The organism is Bradyrhizobium sp. cf659 (genome assembly GCF_900113725.1).
Lineage (GTDB): Bacteria > Pseudomonadota > Alphaproteobacteria > Rhizobiales > Xanthobacteraceae > Bradyrhizobium.
On the sequence record NZ_FOQJ01000002.1, the window covers coordinates 217625 to 236078 of the forward strand.

Sequence of the window (18454 nt, forward strand, 5' to 3'; positions counted from 1 at the left end):
GTATGACCGTGCAGATATCCTTCACACTCAACGGCCGGCCCACCGTCGTGGACGTCGAACCGGCGACGCTCGTCGCCGAGCTCCTGCGCGAGCAGCTCAACCTCACCGGCACCCATATCGGCTGCGATACCAGTCAGTGCGGCGCCTGCGTGGTGCACCTCAACGGTCTTCCCGTGAAGAGCTGCACGCTGCTGGCGCCTGCTCTTGACGGCGCGACGCTGCTCACCATTGAGGGTCTGCAAGGCGCCCCCGGTTCGAACCGGATGCATCCGATGCAGGAGGCGTTTCGCGAGCATCACGGCCTGCAATGCGGCTTCTGCACCCCCGGCATGCTGATGACCGCGGTGGCACTGGCCACCGAGAAGCCGGACCTGACGGAGGCTGACGTCCGCCACGGCCTCGAAGGCAATATCTGCCGCTGCACCGGTTACCAGAACATCGTCGTCTCGGTGATATCAGGCGCTGCCGCCATGAACGCCGCCAAGGGAGAGTGACCATGGGCAATGTGATCGGGATCGGCGCGTCACCAAAGCGGAAAGAAGACCAGCGCTTCCTTACCGGCCGCGGCAACTACGTCTCAGACATCAAGCGCCCGGGCATGACCGCCGGTGTATTCGTGCGCTCGCCGCATGGCCACGCGGTCCTGCGCGGCATCGACAAGACCGCGGCGCTCGCCTCGTCGGGTGTCATTGCGGTCCTGACCGGGGATGACGTCGCCGACGATGGACTTGGCTCGCTGCCCTGCGGTTGGGGCATCACGGACGCCAAGGGCGTCCCGATGAAAGAGCCGCCATTTCCGATGCTCGCGCAGGACAAGGTGCGTTTCGTCGGCGACATGGTCGCCTTCGTCATAGCCGAGACGCCAGAACAGGCCAATGCGGCGGCGGAGCTTTTGAAGATCGATTACGAGGTGCTGCCTTCGGTCGTCGGCGTGCTTGAAGCGGTGCGGCCCGGTGCGCCGCAATTGTTCGACGACGTGCCGAACAATATCTGCTGCGATTGGGAGCTCGGCGACAAGACCGCGGTCGAAACCGCGTTCCGGAAAGCGGCGCATGTCGCAAAGCTCAGCCTCGTCAACAACCGCCTGATCGGCAATCCGATGGAGCCGCGGGCGGCGATCGCCGAATACGAGCCGGGCACCGATCGATTCACGCTGTGGACCACCAGTCAGTTTCCGCACGTCGTACGCTTCCTGATGGGCGCGCTTGTGCTGAACATTCCGCAGCACAAGCTGCGCGTGGTGGCGCCGGATGTCGGCGGCGGCTTTGGCGTCAAGCAGTTCCACTACGGCGAAGAGGCGGTGATCACCTGGGCCGCCAAGCGCGTGATGCGGCCGATCAAATGGGTGGCGAGCCGCTCCGAGGGCTACGTCTCCGACCGCCATGGCCGCGATCACGTCACCGAGGCCGAGCTCGCACTGGACGAAACCGGAAAATTTCTCGCCTTTCGCGTCAACACGCTGGCCAATATGGGCGGCTATCTCTCGACCTTCGGGCCGAACATCCCGACCAATCTCTACGGCCCCTTGCTCGGCGGCGTCTACACCACGCCAGCGATCTACTGCAACGTGAAGGTGGTCTTCACCAACACCGTGCCTGTTGACGCCTATCGCGGTGCAGGCCGGCCCGAGGCGACCTTCGTGCTGGAGCGCATCGTCGATGTCGCTGCCAGCGAGATGGGGATCGATCGCGTCGAGATCCGCCGCCGCAACATGATCCCGAAGGAGGCCTATCCGTATCAGACGCCGGTCCTGGTGCAGTACGATTCCGGCGATCCGATGGGCTGCCTCGACGGTGCGCTGGTCGCAGCCGACGCCAAGAACTTTGGCATCCGCAAGTCGGAATCGGCGCGCAAGGGCAAATTCCGCGGGCTCGGCTACTCGACCTATGTCGAGGCCTGCGGCCTTGCGCCCTCGCGTTTCGCGGGACGGCTGGGTGCGCGCGGTGGTCTCTATGAGAGCGCCACGGTGCGCGTGCATCCGACCGGCCAGGTGACGGTCATGATCGGGACACATAATCACGGCCAGGGCCACGAGACGACGTTCGCGCAGATCGTCTCGGACAAGCTCGGCGTCGCCTTCGAGAATGTCGACATCGTGTTCGGCGACACCGATCGCGTGCAGTTCGGCATGGGCACTTACGGCTCGCGCTCCCTGGTGGTCGGGGGCGCCGCGCTGTCCAAGGCGACGGACAAGGTGATCGCCAAGGGCAAGAAGATCGCTTCCCATCTGCTCGAGGCCGCCGAGGCGGATATCCAGTTCGAGGCCGGAAAATTCTCGGTCGCCGGCACGGACCGTGCCAAGACGTTCGAGGAGATCGCGGGCGCGGCCTATGTGCCGCACAATTATCCGCTCGAAGTGCTGGAGCCGGGACTGGAGGAGCAGGCCTATTACGATCCCGTCAACTTCACCTATCCCGGCGGCTGCCACATCGCCGAGGTCGAGGTCGATCCGGAGACGGGGACGGTGACCCTCGTGAACTACACGGCGGTGGACGACGTCGGCACGGTCATCAACCCGATGATCGTGGAAGGCCAGTTGCACGGCGGCATCGTGCAGGGTGTCGGCCAGGCGCTGTTCGAGAACGCGGTCTACGACGAAGGCTCGGGCCAGCTCCTGTCGGGCTCGCTGATGGACTACTGCATGCCGCGCGCCGATCATTTGCCGATGATGAAGGTCGCGACCCACTCTACGCTCTGCACGCACACGCCGATGGGCGTGAAGGGCTGCGGCGAGGTCGGCACCATCGGGTCGCCGGCTGCCGTCATCAATGCGGTGGTCGATGCGCTGTCGCATCTCGGCGTCACCCATGTCGACATGCCGGCGACGCCGAACCGGATCTGGCGCCTGCTTCAGAACGCATCGCTGCCGGTCGCCGCGGAATAGGGAGGACAACAATGAAACCGTTTGCCTATCATCAGCCTGCCCAGATCCCCGAGGCGGCAAAACTGTTGACCTCGATCGAGGACAGCAAGCTCGTCGCCGGCGGCATGACGCTGATCCCGACGCTGAAGCAGCGGCTGGCCTGTCCGGTCGCGCTCGTCGATCTGTCGAAGCTCGGAAGCCTCAAGGGTATCACCGACGATGGTGCGACCATCACCATCGGCGCGATGACGCCGCATGCGGTCGTGGCTGCCTCGAAGCTGGTGCAGACAAGAATTCCCGGGCTCGCGGCGCTGGCTTCGATGATCGGCGATCCCGCCGTGCGCAGCCGCGGCACGATCGGCGGATCGGTCGCCAACAACGATCCGGCGGCCGACTATCCGGCCGGCGTTCTTGGCCTCGGTGCCACCATTGTCACCAGCACGCGCGAGATCGCAGCAGACAAATTCTTCCTTGGTCTGTTCGAGACGGCGCTTGAACCCGGCGAGATCATCACAGCGATCCGCTTCCCGGTGCCGCTCAAGGCGGGCTACGAGAAATTCAAGGCACCGGCGTCGCGCTATGCGCTGGTCGGCGTCTTCGTTGCGAAATTCGCCGATGGTGTCCGCGTCGCCGTCACCGGCGCTGGGCCAGGCGTGTTTCGGGTGCCGCCGATGGAGGCGGCGCTATCGGAGAATTTTGATCCATCCGCAATCGCGGCGATCAAGATCGACACCGACGGTCTCACCTCCGACATCCATGCCGAAGCCGATTACCGGGCGCATCTCGTCACGGTCATGGCCAAGCGCGCCGTCGACGCGGCGCTCAGCTAGCTCCTTAGGGTTGATGATGACTGATGGTTCCGGCCGAACGGCCTTCCCGCCGGCGCCGACTGGCCTTGGCGCGCTTTCTGCAACCGAGATCATGGCCGGCTACCGGCGCAAGGCGTTCACCCCGCGCGATGTCGTCGATGACACCATCGCCGCGCTTCAAGCGACGAGCGAGGCCTGCAACGCGGTGGTGACGCCGATGTACGAGCAGGCGAGGGCGGATGCCGACCGTCTCACCAGGGAGATGCGTGCGGGCGAGGTCAAGGGGGCGCTCGCTGGTGTACCGGTCACGATCAAGGATCTCGTCTTCGTCGCAGGCGTGCCGGCCTATGCCGGCTCGCCGATGAACAAGACGTTCGTGCCCGAGGTCGATGCCGCAGTCGTCTCGGCGCTGAAGGCATCCGGTGCGATCATCACCTGCAAGACCACGACCTGCGAGTCCGGCTACAAGCTCACAGCGGATAGTCCCGTTACCGGCACCACGCGTAATCCCTGGAATCCTGGCCGCACCAGCGGCGGATCGAGTGGCGGCGCGGCGGCGGGCGTTGCCGCCGGCTGCGGACCGATCGCGATCGGTACCGACGGCGTCGGTTCGATCCGCGTGCCGTCGTCGTTCTGCGGCGTGTTCGGGCTGAAGCCGACCTTCGGCCTGGTGCCGCGTTCGCCCGGCTTCTCGCCGCCGTCCTGGGCTTCGCTCGCCCATACCGGGCCGATCACGCGCACGGTTGCGGATGCCGCGCTGACGCTGGAGATCATCGCTGCCTACGATCTGCGCGATCCCGCGAGCCTGCCGGTGTCGCCGCGGCGCTTCGACACCAACGCCGCGCCGTTGAACGGCATTCGCATCGGCGCCAGTGTCGATCTCGGCTATGCCGCGGTCAGCCCCGACGTGCGCGCAGCGTTCAACAAGGCGCTCGCCATTCTCGACTCCTGCGGCGCGCAGGTCACCATGGATGGTCCTGGCCTCGATCCCGGCATCTTGGAACACACGCTGAAGCCGATCGCGTTTACCGAGCAGGCGGCGGCGGTTGCGACCAAGACCGCCGCCGATCTCGCGAGCTCCGAAGCCGATTATCGCGACGTTGTCAGCGCCGGCCGGCATTACAGCGGCACGGACTATATCGAGGCTGGCTACCGTCGTGGCCAGGCGCGTGGCGCTTTCGTCAAGCTGTTCGAGCGCATCGATGCGCTGGTGACGCCGACGGTCGCTGTGACCGCGTTCGAGGCCGGCCAGATCGGCGTCGGAACGATCGACGGCAGCGAGGTCGATCCGCATCTCGGCTGGTCGCCCTTCACCTGGCCGATCAATCTCGCCGGCCTGCCGGCGGCGACGCTCCCCTGCGGCTTCGACCGCGATGGCCTGCCGATCGGCCTTCAGATCGTGGCGCCGTGGCTCGACGAGCCCACGATCTTCAAGATCGCGGCGGCGTTCGAGCAGGCGCAGCCCTGGTCAAAATTCTGGCCCTCGCTGGCGCTGAGCGAGCAGAGCCTGGCGCACGTCAAGGCGTGAGTGGCCATGCGAGCATCTACGCGGCAGATTCTATATTCACCAAAACTTCTCCGGCGATGATTTCGGGATCCCCGAGATCAAGGTCGTGCAAGCTTGCTTGAACGAACTCCATCACCTTATCGTTCGCCGCATTGGCGCTTTCGCGGTCCTCAAATATCATCACGGCGACACCAACGCCCCCGCCCCCATCCAGCACATAATAAGATTTGAAGCCGCGCGAATCCCTCAGGATCTGACCGACGCCGCTTTTGGCGCGGCGGGCAGCATCCGCGACCGAACGAACCTTGGTGTACTTTCGAATGACTATGAACATCAGGCCATCCTTGCGTCTCGGTTCCCGCCCCACGCATCAAAGCATATCGAGCCGCTGCTGGACTAGGGCCTACTCATGAAATGGGTCAAAAACGGAGATCACCGCAGGCGCTGAGCATGTCCGTCCTGCCGCATGATGGGTTGGGTGCGCTTCAGGTCGGCTTTGGGGCAGTTTTGCCCGGCTCGGCAATACGCTTCAGGACAGCTCGATCGGCGCGCCGCGGCCGCTGAGCTCTTCGTCGAGACGCAGATAGTGCGCGAGATAGTCGTGCAGCGCGGTGGCCGCCTTCGAGGTCGCGCCGCTGGATTTGTAGAGTAGCAGCTCGATCTTCGGTAGCGGTGGCAGGCCCTCGTTGGGGCCGATCTCGCGCATCGCAGGCACCAGCGCGCTGCGGCCGAGCACGGTGACGGCCATGCCGGCGAAGGCTGCGGCTTGCAGGCCGCCGACGCTTTCGCTGACACAGGCGATGCGCCAGCGCAGGCTTGCCCGTTCAAGCGTGTCGATCGCGTAGTCGCGGTAGATGTTGCCGGGCGGCAATAGCGCCAGCGGGATCGGGCGTTCCTGGTGCGCGGCGGATTGCTCGCCGGTCATCCAGACCAGCTGCTCGCGCCGCACCACCTGGCCGCCGGTGAAATCGTTCATGCGGGTGACCAGCGCAATGTCGACATCGCCGCGCTTGACGAGGCCGACCAGCGGCGTCGACAGCGCGCAATTGAGCTCGACCTGCACACGCGGGAAGGACTTTCGGAACACGCTGAGGATCGACGGCAGCATGAACGCCGCATAGAGGTCGGGCGTGCCGAGCACCACCTGGCCTTCGATCTCCTGCGACGCCAGCTGCGAAATCAATTCGTCATGCAACCTCAGGATGGATTTGGCGTAGGTGAGAACCGTTGTGCCGTCGTCGGTCAGTGTCAGCCGGCGGCCGGCATGCTCGAACAGCTGCTTGCCGGTCAATTCCTCCAGCCGCTGCAATTGCAGGGTGATCGCCGGCTGGGTGCGGCCCAGCCGTCGCGCGGTCTCGGTGATGCTGCCGGTCTCGACCACGGAGATCAGCGACCGGAGCATGCGGATATCGAGACTGATGAGGTTCATGCGGCGTCCATGTCGCCCAGAATTTATGCAAGTTCCATGCTAGGGAGCCGTGAGCCGGCTGCCGATCAACGCTGCACGGCCGCCTGGTCCCGTCATAAGAGGCTGCCGCGTCGTGTCCGTCCAGCGTTGCTGGCATACGGAATATCGTTTACCAGCGGGACCTGCGCACTTGAAGCGCCCAAGGAAGTCGAAAGGGAGCAAATAACATGGAGAAGACCTCACCAACGCGGCGCGAGGTGCTCGCAACCGCTGCTGCGGCAGCCGCCGCTTCCATCGCGGACGTGGCGCCGGCCGCAGCGCAGGCCGGACCGAAGCCGATCTTCCCGGTGCCGATGGTCGCGATCCCGATCGTCGGCGAGACTCAGGTGTTCCAGGTTCGCCGCATCTATTGCATCGGGCGCAACTACGCGGCGCATGCGATCGAGCGCGGCTCGGATCCGAACCGCGAACCGCCGTTCTTCTTCCAGAAACCGACGGACGCGATCCAGAACGTCGCGGTCGGCGAGGTCGCCGACCATCCCTATCCGTCGCTGACCAAGAATTATCATCACGAGGTCGAGCTGGTTGCTGCGCTGAAATCCGGCGGCACCAATATCCCGGCCGAGAAAGCGCTTGACCACGTTTACGGCTACGCGCTCGGCCTCGACATGACCCGGCGCGATCTCCAGAACGGCATGGCCGCGGAGAAGAAGCCCTGGGAGATCGGAAAGAGTTTTGACCACGCCGCGGTGATCGGCCCGATCCATCCCGCCAGCAAGACCGGCCATTTCGACAAGGGCGCGATCTCGCTCGCAATCAACGGCACCGTGAAGCAGAGCTCGGATCTCAGCAAGATGATCTGGAGCGTCGCCGAGCAGATCGCAAAGCTCTCGGAAGCGTTCGAGCTGAAGGCCGGCGACATCATCTATTCCGGCACGCCGGAGAATGTCGGTCCGGTGGTGAAGGGCGACGTGCTGCTGTGCAAGCTCGAAGGCTTGCCGGACGTGTCGATCAAGATCGTCTGATTGTCCTCGCCTCTCCCCGCTCGCGGGGAGAGGCCGGAAATCGAGCGCAGCTTGATTTCCGGGTGAGGGGGAGTCTCCGCGAATCCGACTGTCACCGTCCCCGCGGAGATTCCCCCTCACCCCAACCCTCTCCCCGCAAGCGGGGCGAGGGAGCGCACTGCCGGCGTTGCTAACGGTTCGTCCAACCTTGGAGGCGGAGATGCTGCGGCATAGCTTGATTGCTGCGTTGGGCTTTGTCTTCCTTACGATCCCTGCCTTTGATGCGAAGGCCGAGGGGGCACTCGACGTTGCCCCCACGGGCACGCTGCGCGTGGCGGTAGCCGTCGGTCCCGCCGCGTCCGCCTTCTGGACCACGCGCGATCCGGCGACGGGCAAGCCGCGCGGCGTCACCGTCGAGCTCGCCAAGGCCGCCGCTGACAAGCTGCATGTGCCTCTGCAGCTGGTCGAATATCAGAGCTCCGACGAGATCGCAGCCGCCAGCAGCAAGGACCTCTGGGATCTCTCCTTCATGCCGGCGGACGTCAAGCGCGAGCAGTTCGTGGACCAGGGCCCCGCTTACGTCGCCTATATGAGCGGCTATCTCGTGCGCGCCGGCTCGGACATCCGCGTCGTTGCGGATGTCGATCGCGCCGGCATGCGGGTCGGTTGCATCGAGGGGACGTCGACGTCACGTACGGTCGAGAGGTCGCTGAAGCAGGCCAAGCTCACAAAGTTCATGAAGCCGGAAGAGGCGGCCGAATTGATCGGCAAGGGGCAGCTCGATGCTCTGGCGATGGGCATGGGGGCTCTGGAAGACCTTTCGCGCAAGCTGCCTGGAACGAAGGTACTGGACGAAGTCATCCAATCGACCGGGGTGGTCGTGGTCGTTCCCAAGGGCAAGGTGGCGGCAAAGGCCTGGGCCGCGCATTTCCTCGACGAGGCCAAGGCGGACGGCACGGTGCGTCGCGCGCTCGACGGTAACGGTTTTACCAGCGACAAGGTCGCGCCGTAGTTGTGCCGAGCGACCTCCGCTGGGCCACGATTTGAAGGCGGCGGCCTTTGAATTGCCGGAGTTCCGTCGGCGATTGCCCCGTGTTTGGCAACGAACAAACGTTCTGCAGCCATATTTCAGTAAGAGTGATCTCCCGTGAGGGAGACGCTCCGATGAACAAAGCTTTGATCACTGCCGTCGTTCTGCTGGCTGGCGTGCCTGCAAGCGCCGCCGCGCAAGAGCGTGCCGGTGCTGCGGCGCTGGGAGCGGTCTCAGGCGCGGTCGTGCTGGGGCCGATCGGTGCTGTCGCGGGCGCGGCGATCGGTTATACCGCCGGACCTGCAATCGCCCGGTCCTGGGGCGTGAGGGATTCACGCTCGGCGAGGCATCGGCAGCCGCCGCGCCGCGAGGCGTATCGCGCAGCCGCCACCGGCGCTCCGCCGCGCGCACGTGAGGCGATGAATGCCAACGGCCAAATGAGAGCTGCCGGCAATCCGCCGGCTCAAGCCACGCCTGCGGTGCAGCCCGTTGAAGCTGCACCGGCTGCGCCGGCGCAGACTTCGGCGCCGCCCATTCAGGGATTCGAATGAAGCTTCGGCTTTAGGCCGCGGTGGTCTTCGGCCGCAGCCGGTCGACCGTCCGCGCGATCAGCGCCGCCACCTCGGCCACCTTCGGCCCGATCCGGAACTCCGGCCCTGCGACGACGACGGAGAGCCTGCGGTCGCCGATCGGCAGTGGAATCGCAGCGCCGGCGAGATCGCGGCTGTAGTCGCCAAAACTCTGGCAGTAGCCGCGTTGAATCGAATTGCGCAGCTCCGCCTCGACGGCTTCGATGCTGATCGGCGTCGACGGGCCGTACTGCTTGAACTCGATCTTGCGATAGACGGAGTCGCGCTCCTCCTGCGAATATTGCAGCAGCAGGGCGCGCCCGCTCGCGGTCGCGTGAATCGGCACGCGATGGCCGATGGTGGCGAAATAGCGGATCGCGGCCTGGGACTCGACGACGTCGATGAACACGGCCATCACGCCCGCAGGCGCCACGATAGACGCAGTCTCGCCGGTCTCGGCCGAGAGATCGGCAATCAGCGTATGCGTCCATGGCGGCAGCGGCTCGACCTCCGAGATCATCCGCGCCATCGCCAGCCAGCGCGGGGTCGGATAGAAGCCGGCGCGCGGCCGCGGCTCATAGAGGTAGCCCTTCTCCGAAAGCGTCGCGAGCAGGTTGAAGGTCGACGAGCGCGGCCAGCCGAAATGATCGGCGATCTCCGCAAGCGTCGCCGGCTTCCTCGTCTGGGCGAAGAATTCCATGATCTCCAGGACGTTTGCGGCTTGGCGAACGATCATGATCCGGTCCCGTCTGTCGCGACGTGTTGCCCTTGATCTACGGCTGGCCGAGGATCTTCTTCGCCGCGCGAAGATGCGGCTTGTCGATCATCTGGCCGTCGAGCCGCAGCGTGCCGGAATCGGGATTGCTCGCGAACGCCGCGATCACCTTCTCCGCCCAGATACGCTCGGCTTCCGTCGGCTCGAACGCCGCGTTGACGACATCGACATGCTTGGGGTGAATCAGCGCCTTCGCCGAAAACCCGTCGCGCCGTGCCGCACGCGTCTCCTGCTCGAGGCCGGCCAAATTGTCGATGTCGGTGTAGACGGTGTCGATCGGCGCGACCTCGGCCGCGGCGGCTGCCATCAGGCAGAGATCGCGCGCGAGGCGATAGGGACTGTGGAACACGCCGCCCGAGGACTTCTCTGTGGCGCCCAAAGAGGCGGAAAGATCCTCCGCGCCCCACATCAGGCCGGCGAGGCGAGGGGAGCAGCCCTTGTAGCTGCCGAGCCCGAAGATCGAGCCGGCGGTCTCCGTCGCGACGCAGACGATGCGGGTTGCGCTGGCCGTGATGCCGGCCGCCGCCTCAAGTGCTTCGAGCCAGGTCGCGACCTGCCGCACGTCGTCGCCGCCCTGCGATTTCGGCAGCACGATGCCGTCGGGCCTGCCCGGCATCACCGCGGCGAGATCGGCGAGCGTCATGCCGGTGTCGAGCGCGTTGACGCGGACATAGAGCTGATGCGGCTTGCTGCGCGCCTTCAGCATCGCGAGCGTCAACCCGCGCGCCTCCGCCTTCTTCTCGGTGACGACGGAATCCTCGAGATCGATGATCAGCGCGTCGGCCTTGCCTTCGCTCGCCTTCTCGAATTTGCGCGGGGAATCCCCCGGCACGAACAGCATCGAACGCATCAGACCGGCCTCTTGTGCATCATCGCCATGCGGCGGCATTTACCGACGATCTCGTCGTTCTGGTTCAGGGCGTGGTGCTCGAACTCGACGATGCCCGCCTTGGGGCGCGATTTGGATTCCCGCAACGAAAGCACCTTCGTCGTCGCCCGCAAGGTGTCGCCATGGAAGACCGGCTTCGGAAAGGTGACGTCGGTCATGCCGAGATTGGCGACGGTGGTGCCCATGGTCGTATCATAGACCGTCATGCCGATCATGATGCCGAGGGTGTAAAGGCTGTTGAAAATGCGCTGGCCGAACTCGGTCTTTTCGGCGAAATGCGCGTCGATGTGCAGCGGCTGCGGGTTGAGCGTCAGCAGGCTGAACATGGTGTTGTCCATTTCCGTGACGGTCCGGGTCAGCGGATGCCTGAACTCCTGGTCCACGGAAAAGTCCTCGAAATAAAGTCCGGCCATCGCGATTTCCTCCCTGTCGTTGCGATTTTGGCCCGCACCGCTCTCAAGGCGGCGCTGCCAGGTGAACTGCCTTCTGCTCTGCGAGCCGTTCGATCTCCTCGGTCGAGAAGCCGGCTTCGCACAAGATGTCGCGGCCATGCTGGCCGAGCGTCGGCGCCGGTCCGGCCGGCTCCGGCTGGGTTACACTCCAGGTCGAAGGCACCCGCATCTGGCGGATGCGGCCTTCCACGGGGTGATCGACGGTCCTGAAGAAGTCGATCGCGTTGAGATGCGGATCGTCCAGAATCGTCTCCAGGGTGTGCATCGGCATCACCGGGATGTCCGCGCGCTCCAGCAGCTCGCGCCACTGCGCGGTGGTGCGGGTGAGGAAGATATGGCCGATCTCCTCATAGATCTCGTCGATATGTTTCGTGCGTGACGCGTGGTTGGCAAAGCGCGGCTGCTGCAGGAATTCCGGCCGGCCGATCGCCTCGAAGAAGCTGCGCCAGTGCTTGTCGTTGTAGATGAGGACGCAGAGATATCCGTCGCTGGTCTTGTAGGGTTTTCGATAGCGCGAGAGCAGGCGGACATAGCCGCCATGGTCGAGCGGTGGATCGTAGGTGAGGCCGCCGAGATGATCGACTAGCACGAACTCGGCCATGGATTCGAACATCGGCACGTCGATGCGCTGGCCAATACCGGTACGCTGCTGGTGCATCAGCCCGCCCATGATGGCGTTGACCATCATCAGCCCGACGATGCGGTCGGCGATGGTCACAGGGACGTAGCGCGGCGTGCCGTCGCCGGCGGCCGCGAGCAGCGTCGGGATGGTCGCGGCGCCCTGGATCAGATCGTCGTAGGCGGGCTTTGCGGCGTAGGGGCCGGACTGGCCGTAGCCGAAGGCGCCGACATAGACGAGGGCGGGATTGACCGCGGCCAGTGTCTCATAGTCGAGGCCGAGCCGCGCCATCGCCTGCGGGCGCACATTATAGACGAGCGCGTTGGCGCGCCTGGCCAGCCGCAGCAGCGTGTCGCGGCCTTCCTTCTTCTTGAGGTCGAGGACGATGCTGCGCTTGCCGCGATTGGCGTTGAGAAACATCCCGCCCATGCCGGGCGTGCGGCCGGGACCGATCTGGCGGACGATGTCACCCTCAGGGCTTTCGACCTTGATGATTTCGGCGCCCATGTCCGCCAGCACCTGGGTGCCGTACGGGCCCATCAGGACGGAGGTCAGGTCGAGAATGGTGAAGCCGGCGAGCGGTCCCATGGGGCCTCGTTGGATAAATTCATATTCGTGGAGTTAGAATTCATAAAGTTGGGGTGTCAATTCGGCCAGCTCGATCCGCGGTGCATAGGCCCATGCATAGTTCATATACTTGACATATAAATTCACATATATGTACATTTTCCTCAAGCAAGAAGTGGAGTGAGGGCCGGACGGGGGGCAGCGGCAGGCTGCCGCCTCCGGCTTGGGGATGCGTCAGGGAGAAGCAGATGAAGAAGAACAAGGTCTGGGCTGCCGCGGCGTTCGCACTTTCGCTGCCGGTCTCGACGCTATCGGCGCAGGCGCTGGAGCTGAAGGTCGCCGACTCCTTCCCCGCCGGCCACTATCTCGTCCGCCTGATGCTCAAGCCCTGGATGGACGACGTCACCAAGCGCACCAATGGCGCGGTAACCTTCACCTATTATCCGAACCAGCAGATCGGCAAGGCAGCCGACATGTTGCGGTTGACCCAGTCCGGCGTCGTCGACATCGGCTACATCGGGCCGTCCTACGTCTCCGACAAGATGCCGCTGTCGGAAGTCGCGCAGTTGCCGGGGGCTTTTGAGACGAGCTGCCAGGGCACGATCGCCTATTGGAAGACCGCGCGCGAAGGCATTTTGGCCAAGCAGGAATATGCGCCGAACAAGATCAGGCTGCTGATGGCCGTGGTGCTGCCGCCCTACCAGGTGTGGACCGCAAAGACGAAGGTCGAGACGCCGAAGGACATGCAAGGCCTGAAGCTGCGGACCACGGGCGGTGCGCAGGATCTGACGCTGCGCGCGCTCAATGCCGTGCCGGTGCGCATGGCCGCGCCGGACGCCTATGAATCGCTGTCGCGCGGCACCATGGACGGCCTGCTGTTCCCGATGGAAAGCGTCGTGGCCTATGGCCTGGACAAGCTGGTCAAGCACGCGACCGAAGGCGTCAGCTTCGGCAGTTTCATCGTCGCCTATTCCATCAATCAGTCGGTCTGGGACAAGCTGCCTGATGACGTGAAGAGGGCGATGAACGAAGCCTCCGACGCGATCGAGCCGACCGCCTGTGCCCAGGTCGACAAGGAGACGGAGGCCACCAGGAAGCATCTCCAGGATGAGGGCGTAAGCTTCGATCCGTTGCCGGAGGCCACGCGTACCGAGATGAAGGACAAGCTCAAGGGCGTCGGTCAGGAATGGGCGGCGGGTCTCGATAGCCGCGGCAAGCAGGCCTCTGCCGCGCTGAAGGAATTCGAAGGTCTGCTCGGCGCCGGTGGCGCGAAGTAATCCGACATCAAAGAGGGAGGCGCTGGAGGTGATCAAGCGGGCGGGAGATGTGCTCGGCGCGCTGGAGCGCGCGCTGACGGTGATCGCAGTGGTGTTCCTCTTCGCGATCATGCTGCTGGTGGTGACCGACGTGTTCATGCGCTACGCGCTGAACCGTCCGTTTGCCTTCACCTATGATCTGATCGGGCTCTATTTTCTGGCGGGCGTGTTCTTCTTCACCCTGTCGGACGGCTTGCGCGAGCACGCGCATGTCGGCGTCGATATCCTCCTGTCGCGCTTCTCGCCGGCGGGACGGCGTTTGTCCGAGATCATCACCGCGCTCGCCGGCCTGTTCGTGTTCGTCCTGATCTGCAAGGTCGGGTTCGAGCGTGCGCTCGAGAATTACGAGCAGCACGACGTGCTGGCCGGTGCGATCGCCTGGCCGACCTGGATATCGGCGGCGCTGGTGCCGTTCGGCTGCGGCGTGCTGGTGCTGCGGCTGGCGCTCCAGCTCGTCGGCAATGTGCTGAGCCTCGTCAGTGGGCGCGACCTCTATCCGCTGCCGCCGGTGACCGGCGTCGGCGAAACGCGAAGCTTCGAGTAACGGGCGATATCCATGACACCCTTCATCGTTCTCGCCCTGCTGTTCGGCCTGCTGGCACTCGGCACGCCCGTCGGTTTCGCCATGGCCTTCTCCGGTTCGGTCGGCCTCGTGATGGTCGGCGGATGGGGCACATTGTTCGGCATCCTGCAAACCGCGCCGCTGTCGACTGTCTCGTCCTACGAGCTGATCACCATCCCGATGTTCCTGCTGATGGCGGACCTCGTGCTGCTGTCGGGCGTCGCGGACGATCTGTTCAAGACGGCGTCGGCCTGGGTCGGGCGCATTCCCGGCGGGCTCGGCATGGCGACGGCACTTGCCGGCGCAGGTTTTGGCGCGATCTGCGGCACCTCGACGGCCTCCGCCGCGACGCTGTCCTCGACCAGCCTTCCCGCGATGATCCGCCAGGGCTATGAGCCCAAGATGGCCGCCGGCGTGGTCGCGATATCAGGCACGCTGTCGATGCTGCTGCCGACCAGCGTCGCGCTCGTCATCTTCGGCCTGCTCGCCGAGGTGAACATCGGCAAGCTCCTGATTAGCGGCATCATCCCGGCGATCCTCGTCACCATCACCATCATGGCCACGATCTACTTCCTGGTCTGGCAGGATCCTTCGCGCGCGCCGGCTGCGAAATCGGTGCCGTGGCGCGAAAAATTCGCGCTGTTGTGGCAAGTCTCGCCGATGGTGGTGCTGTTCTCGATCGTGACGGGCACGATCTATCTCGGCGTCGCCACGCCGACGGAGGCTTCCGCCTTCGGCGCGTTCGGCGCCTTCCTGCTCGCGATCGTCAAGGGCAAGATCACGCCGTCATCGCTCTACCGGACGCTGCTGCGCGCCTGCCACGGCACCTGCATGATCATCATGATCCTCGTCGGCGCCTCGATCTTCGGCTATTTCTTCACGCTCACCCACGTCACGCAGGACCTCGTCGCCTGGATCGGCAGTTTGCCGACCTCGCGCTGGGTGATCATCACGCTGATCCTGTGCGGCTACATCGTGCTCGGCTCGTTCATGGACCAGATCGCGATCCTGGTGCTGACCGTGCCGATCGTGCTGCCCCTGATCAAGACGCTCGGCTTCGATCCGATCTGGTTCGGCGTGATCAAGATCGTCACCGCCGAGGTCGGCATGATCACGCCGCCGGTCGGGCTGAACTGCTTCATCGTCGCCCGCTATGCCAAGCGGCCGGTGGCAGAGGTGTTCCACGGCACTTTCCCGCACTTCATCGCGCACCTGATCGCGATCGCCATCCTGGTGGCGTTTCCGAGCATCATTCTCTGGCTGCCCTCGCAGATGGGGCGCTAGGATCGGAGCCTTTGCTGCTCCCAATAAGGAGATCAAGAACATGGATTTCGCGCTCACCGATCAGCAGGAAGCCATTCGCGACGCCATCGCCAAGATCTGTGAAGACTTTCCCGATGCCTACTGGCTGAAGAAGGACCACGACGGCGGCTTCCCGCACGACTTCCACAAGGCGCTGGCCGACGCCGGCTGGCTCGGCATCTGCGTGCCGGAGGCCTATGGCGGCTCGGGGCTCGGCATCACCGAAGCCGCGATCATGATGCGCACCATCGCCGAATCCGGCGCTGGCATGTCGGGCGCCTCCGCGGTGCACATCAACGTGTTCGGGCTCAATCCCGTCGTTGTGTTCGGCACCGAGGAGCAGCGCAAGCGCATGCTGCCGCCGATGGTCGAGGGCCGCGAGAAGGCGTGCTTCGCCGTCACCGAGCCCAATACCGGCCTCAACACCACCCAGCTCAAGACCCGCGCAGTGGCGAAGAACGACCGCTACATCGTCAATGGCCAGAAAGTGTGGATTTCGACCGCACAGGTCGCGCACAAGATATTGCTGCTGGCGCGCACCACGCCGCTCGAGGAGGTGCGCTCGCCGACGCATGGGCTGAGCCTGTTCTACACCGATTTCGACCGCAAGAAGATCAAGGTCCACGAGATCGAGAAGATGGGCCGCAAGGTCGTCGATTCCAACGAGTTGTTCTTCGAGGATTTCGAGATCCCGATGGAGGACCGCATCGGCGAGGAGGGCAAGGGCTTCCAGTACATCCTCGAGGGCATGAATCCCGAGCGCATCCTGATCGCGGCGGAAGCCGTCGGCCTCGGCAAGCTCGCGCTGGCGCGCGCGACCGAATACGCCAAGACCCGCGTCGTCTTCAACCGCCCGATCGGCAAGAACCAGGGCATCCAGCATCCGCTCGCGGTGAACTGGGTCGAGCTCGAGGCGGCCTGGTTGATGGTGATGTCGGCAGCCTGGCAATACGACAAGGGCATGCCCTGCGGCGCCGCGGCCAATGCCGCGAAATATCTGGCGGGCGAGGCCGGCTTCTCGGCCTGCGAGCAGGCGGTGATGACCCATGGTGGTTTCGGCTATGCCAAGGAGTTCCACGTCGAGCGTTATCTGCGCGAAGTCCTGATCCCGCGCATCGCCCCGGTCAGCCCGCAGCTCGCCCTCAGCTTCATCGCGGAAAAGGTGCTTGGACTGGCGAAGTCGTACTAGTCTTCGCGCGCGGACCATTTGGCAGGATCGCCATGAACCTTGCTCATCATCTGCTGCGTGCCGCCAAAGCCGACGCATCCGCGCCGGCGTTGTTCAAGGGATTGACGCCGGTCGCCGATTACGGCCGGCTCGCCGCGACGGTGGCCTCGCTGGCCGCGTCGCTGCAACAGCGCTTTGGCCTCGCCAGGGGCGACCGCGTCGCGTTGTTGATGAAGAACGTGCCCGATTATGTCGCCTGCCTCTATGCCTGCTGGCATGCCGGACTGGTTGCGGTTCCCATCAACGCAAAACTGCATCCGCGCGAGGTCGCGTTCATCCTCGACAATTCGGGCGCCGCGGTGGTGATCGTGACCGAGGACATGGCAAGCGTAGTCTCGGAAGCCCTGGCGCTCGGTGCCGCCAAGCCGCGCATCATCGAGGTCGGCTCGGCCGAGCATCGCGGCCTGGAGCGGGCGGAAGGCATCGCCATCGCCGACGTCGCGATCACCGATCCTGCCTGGATCTTCTACACCAGCGGCACCACCGGTCGGCCCAAGGGCGCCGTGCTGAGCCATCGCAACCTGCTCGCCATGGCGCTGAACTATCTGGCCGAAATCAATCCGATCGTGCCGGGCGAGGCGCTGCTGCACGCCGCACCGATGTCGCACGGCTCCGGCCTCTACATGGTGCCGCATGTGCTCGGCATGGGCGCGCAGATCATTCCGGAGAGCGGCCGCTTCGAGCCCGACGAGATTCTGGAGCTGACCGCCAAACGTGACGGAATCTCGTTCTTCGCCGCGCCGACCATGGTGCGGCGCCTGACGGTCGCGGCGGAGGCCTCCGGCGCGACCGCACCGGGGCTGAAGACCATCATCTATGGCGGCGGCCCGATGTATGTCGCCGATTGCAAGGCGGCGCTTGCCGTGTTCGGGCCAAAGCTCGCGCAGATCTACGGTCAGGGTGAGACGCCGATGACCATCACTTACCTGCCTAAATCCATGCATGCCGACGCCGACCATCCGCGCCACGGGGAACGCCTCGCCTCGGTCGGCATCGCGCAGGGCGTGGTGCAGGTCCGCACCGTGGACGAGACGGGGCGGGACGTTGCGGCCGACGAGATCGGCGAGATCATCGTGCGCGGCGATACCGTGATGTCTGGTTACTGGCAGAACCCGGAGGCCACCGCCAATACGCTGCGCGACGGCTGGCTCTACACCGGCGACATGGGCGCGTTCGATGCGGATGGCTTTCTCAGGTTGAAGGACCGGTCCAAGGACGTCGTCATCTCCGGCGGCACCAATATCTATCCGCGCGAGGTCGAGGAGGTGCTGCTGCGGCACGAGGCCGTCGCCGAGGTCTCGGTGATCGGCCGGCCGCATCCGGAATGGGGCGAGGAGGTCGTGGCCGTCGTCGTGCCCATCGCGGGCAAGGCGGTCACGCGCGACGAGCTCGACCAGATGTGCAACGCCTGGATCGCCCGCTTCAAGCGGCCGAAGCACTATTACGTCACCGCCGAGCTGCCCAAGAACAGCTATGGCAAGATCGTGAAGACGGAGCTGCGGACGCTCCTCGCCGAGTCCTCCACGCGTCTCACGCCGATGGACTGAGGCAGCG

General features: G+C 64.8%; 17 protein-coding genes and 1 pseudogene. 12 read left to right on the forward strand and 6 right to left on the reverse strand.

Features of this window, described 5'->3' with window-relative positions; translation table 11 throughout:
- The first annotated feature begins 2 nt into the window (after positions 1 to 2).
- Genes BM118_RS10160 through BM118_RS10175 form a run of 4 tightly spaced genes read left to right on the forward strand, consistent with a single transcriptional unit; the run spans position 3 to position 5200 of the window.
- Positions 3 to 494 (forward strand): (2Fe-2S)-binding protein, encoded by a 492-nt coding sequence (locus BM118_RS10160; RefSeq protein ID WP_177234177.1) that lies wholly within the window; start codon positions 3 to 5, stop codon positions 492 to 494.
- Between the two features lie 2 nt (positions 495 to 496).
- Complete coding sequence (locus tag BM118_RS10165; protein WP_092184803.1) at positions 497 to 2884, forward strand: xanthine dehydrogenase family protein molybdopterin-binding subunit; 2388 nt, start codon at positions 497 to 499, stop codon at positions 2882 to 2884.
- Positions 2885 to 2895: 11 nt separating this feature from the next.
- Entirely contained in the window at positions 2896 to 3693 is a 798-nt protein-coding gene (locus tag BM118_RS10170) for an FAD binding domain-containing protein (RefSeq protein ID WP_092184805.1), read from the forward strand.
- Between the two features lie 16 nt (positions 3694 to 3709).
- Entirely contained in the window at positions 3710 to 5200 is a 1491-nt protein-coding gene (locus BM118_RS10175) for an amidase (protein WP_092186122.1), read from the forward strand.
- 16 nt (positions 5201 to 5216) lie between these two features.
- On the opposite strand, the gene BM118_RS10180 is transcribed toward BM118_RS10175, so the two are convergent.
- On the reverse strand, positions 5217 to 5513 hold the full coding sequence (locus tag BM118_RS10180) for a hypothetical protein (RefSeq protein WP_177234178.1): 297 nt from the start codon (positions 5511 to 5513) through the stop codon (positions 5217 to 5219).
- Positions 5514 to 5708: 195 nt separating this feature from the next.
- A complete protein-coding gene (locus BM118_RS10185) occupies positions 5709 to 6608 on the reverse strand; it encodes a LysR substrate-binding domain-containing protein (protein ID WP_092184809.1) in 900 nt (299 codons plus the stop codon).
- Positions 6609 to 6814: 206 nt separating this feature from the next.
- Between BM118_RS10185 and BM118_RS10190 the strand changes: the two genes are divergently transcribed.
- The 3 genes from BM118_RS10190 (at position 6815) to BM118_RS10200 (ending at position 9172) form a co-directional block, all read left to right on the forward strand.
- Entirely contained in the window at positions 6815 to 7612 is a 798-nt protein-coding gene (locus BM118_RS10190) for a fumarylacetoacetate hydrolase family protein (protein ID WP_092184811.1), read from the forward strand.
- A gap of 199 nt (positions 7613 to 7811) precedes the next feature.
- Entirely contained in the window at positions 7812 to 8603 is a 792-nt protein-coding gene (locus BM118_RS10195) for a transporter substrate-binding domain-containing protein (RefSeq protein WP_092186123.1), read from the forward strand.
- 152 nt (positions 8604 to 8755) lie between these two features.
- Positions 8756 to 9172, forward strand: a complete 417-nt coding sequence (locus BM118_RS10200) for a hypothetical protein (protein WP_177234179.1) — start codon at positions 8756 to 8758, stop codon at positions 9170 to 9172.
- 10 nt (positions 9173 to 9182) lie between these two features.
- Here BM118_RS10200 and BM118_RS10205 read toward each other — a convergent pair whose 3' ends face one another.
- From BM118_RS10205 to BM118_RS10220, 4 genes and pseudogenes are all read right to left on the reverse strand, one after another.
- The gene (locus BM118_RS10205) at positions 9183 to 9926 is read right to left on the reverse strand and encodes an IclR family transcriptional regulator (protein WP_092184815.1); all 744 of its coding nucleotides are present in this window, start codon (positions 9924 to 9926) and stop codon (positions 9183 to 9185) included.
- A 37-nt stretch (positions 9927 to 9963) separates the two neighbouring features.
- A complete protein-coding gene (locus BM118_RS10210; RefSeq protein ID WP_177234180.1) occupies positions 9964 to 10815 on the reverse strand; it encodes an HpcH/HpaI aldolase/citrate lyase family protein in 852 nt (283 codons plus the stop codon).
- Positions 10815 to 11282 (reverse strand): annotated as a pseudogene (locus BM118_RS10215) (MaoC family dehydratase); the annotation flags it as partial. The pseudogene BM118_RS10215 and the gene BM118_RS10210, both read right to left, overlap by 1 nt.
- Positions 11283 to 11310: 28 nt before the next feature.
- Entirely contained in the window at positions 11311 to 12513 is a 1203-nt protein-coding gene (locus tag BM118_RS10220) for a CaiB/BaiF CoA transferase family protein (RefSeq protein ID WP_092184821.1), read from the reverse strand.
- Between the two features lie 227 nt (positions 12514 to 12740).
- Between BM118_RS10220 and BM118_RS10225 the strand changes: the two genes are divergently transcribed.
- The 5 genes from BM118_RS10225 to BM118_RS10245 are packed head-to-tail and all read left to right on the forward strand — an operon-like array spanning position 12741 to position 18447.
- Positions 12741 to 13769, forward strand: coding sequence for a TRAP transporter substrate-binding protein (locus tag BM118_RS10225; protein WP_092184823.1), 1029 nt, complete (start codon positions 12741 to 12743; stop codon positions 13767 to 13769).
- Between the two features lie 28 nt (positions 13770 to 13797).
- Complete coding sequence (locus tag BM118_RS10230; RefSeq protein ID WP_092184825.1) at positions 13798 to 14352, forward strand: TRAP transporter small permease; 555 nt, start codon at positions 13798 to 13800, stop codon at positions 14350 to 14352.
- A 12-nt stretch (positions 14353 to 14364) separates the two neighbouring features.
- Positions 14365 to 15654, forward strand: coding sequence for a TRAP transporter large permease (locus BM118_RS10235; RefSeq protein WP_011089531.1), 1290 nt, complete (start codon positions 14365 to 14367; stop codon positions 15652 to 15654).
- 40 nt (positions 15655 to 15694) lie between these two features.
- Positions 15695 to 16861 carry an acyl-CoA dehydrogenase family protein gene (locus BM118_RS10240; RefSeq protein ID WP_092184827.1) on the forward strand — a complete coding sequence of 389 codons (1167 nt, stop codon included), beginning with the start codon at positions 15695 to 15697 and terminating at the stop codon, positions 16859 to 16861.
- Between the two features lie 32 nt (positions 16862 to 16893).
- Positions 16894 to 18447 carry a class I adenylate-forming enzyme family protein gene (locus tag BM118_RS10245; protein WP_092184829.1) on the forward strand — a complete coding sequence of 518 codons (1554 nt, stop codon included), beginning with the start codon at positions 16894 to 16896 and terminating at the stop codon, positions 18445 to 18447.
- The last annotated feature ends 7 nt before the right edge of the window (positions 18448 to 18454 follow it).

Bases quoted from the DNA above. Each gene is read 5' to 3' on its own strand.
- BM118_RS10225 (WP_092184823.1), top strand. From the start codon at position 12,741: ATGAAGAAGAACAAGGTCTGGGCTGCCGCGGCGTTCGCACTTTCGCTG.
- BM118_RS10205 (WP_092184815.1), bottom strand. From the start codon at position 9,926: ATGATCGTTCGCCAAGCCGCAAACGTCCTGGAGATCATGGAATTCTTC.
- BM118_RS10210 (WP_177234180.1), bottom strand. From the start codon at position 10,815: ATGCGTTCGATGCTGTTCGTGCCGGGGGATTCCCCGCGCAAATTCGAG.
- BM118_RS10185 (WP_092184809.1), bottom strand. From the start codon at position 6,608: ATGAACCTCATCAGTCTCGATATCCGCATGCTCCGGTCGCTGATCTCC.
- BM118_RS10165 (WP_092184803.1), top strand. From the start codon at position 497: ATGGGCAATGTGATCGGGATCGGCGCGTCACCAAAGCGGAAAGAAGAC.
- BM118_RS10180 (WP_177234178.1), bottom strand. From the start codon at position 5,513: ATGTTCATAGTCATTCGAAAGTACACCAAGGTTCGTTCGGTCGCGGAT.
- BM118_RS10190 (WP_092184811.1), top strand. From the start codon at position 6,815: ATGGAGAAGACCTCACCAACGCGGCGCGAGGTGCTCGCAACCGCTGCT.
- BM118_RS10200 (WP_177234179.1), top strand. From the start codon at position 8,756: ATGAACAAAGCTTTGATCACTGCCGTCGTTCTGCTGGCTGGCGTGCCT.
- BM118_RS10160 (WP_177234177.1), top strand. From the start codon at position 3: ATGACCGTGCAGATATCCTTCACACTCAACGGCCGGCCCACCGTCGTG.
- BM118_RS10220 (WP_092184821.1), bottom strand. From the start codon at position 12,513: ATGGGACCGCTCGCCGGCTTCACCATTCTCGACCTGACCTCCGTCCTG.
- BM118_RS10170 (WP_092184805.1), top strand. From the start codon at position 2,896: ATGAAACCGTTTGCCTATCATCAGCCTGCCCAGATCCCCGAGGCGGCA.
- BM118_RS10175 (WP_092186122.1), top strand. From the start codon at position 3,710: ATGACTGATGGTTCCGGCCGAACGGCCTTCCCGCCGGCGCCGACTGGC.
- BM118_RS10195 (WP_092186123.1), top strand. From the start codon at position 7,812: ATGCTGCGGCATAGCTTGATTGCTGCGTTGGGCTTTGTCTTCCTTACG.
- BM118_RS10245 (WP_092184829.1), top strand. From the start codon at position 16,894: ATGAACCTTGCTCATCATCTGCTGCGTGCCGCCAAAGCCGACGCATCC.
- BM118_RS10235 (WP_011089531.1), top strand. From the start codon at position 14,365: ATGACACCCTTCATCGTTCTCGCCCTGCTGTTCGGCCTGCTGGCACTC.
- BM118_RS10240 (WP_092184827.1), top strand. From the start codon at position 15,695: ATGGATTTCGCGCTCACCGATCAGCAGGAAGCCATTCGCGACGCCATC.